The sequence below is a fragment of the Microbacterium sp. Leaf351 genome, assembly GCF_001423825.1.
GTDB lineage: Bacteria > Actinomycetota > Actinomycetes > Actinomycetales > Microbacteriaceae > Microbacterium > Microbacterium ginsengisoli.
This window is the reverse complement of record NZ_LMPK01000034.1, coordinates 102,493-102,801: the sequence shown is the minus strand read 5'-3', so window position 1 is coordinate 102,801 and position 309 is coordinate 102,493. Positions and strand designations below refer to the sequence as shown.

The following is a 309-nucleotide window of genomic DNA, read 5'->3' as shown; positions in this document are numbered from 1 at the left end:
CCCGGGCTGCCGTACCGGGCGGCGCGCTCGATGCGCCCTTCCCCGGCCAGGTGCTCGAGGTAGCGGCGCGCCGACACCCGCGACATCCCGAGCAGTTCGCCGGCCTCGGCGGCCGAGAGCGGCCCGTGTTCGCGCACCGCATCGATGACCCGCCGCAGCGAGGTCTCGGCGAGCCCCTTCGGAAGGGATGCCGCGACCCGCGGCCGCGACGCGCCGAGCACGCCGTCGATCTCGCTCTGGGTGGCCGCACCCGTCGCCGACGCGACACGCTCGCGATAGTCGCGGAACGGCTCGACCCGTTCGCGGAAC

At 75.7% G+C, this 309-nt stretch carries 1 protein-coding gene; it reads right to left on the bottom strand.

Features of this window, described 5'->3' with window-relative positions:
* Positions 1 to 309 (bottom strand): helix-turn-helix domain-containing protein (locus ASG00_RS18115; RefSeq protein WP_327037506.1); only part of this gene is annotated, 309 nt, incomplete at both ends.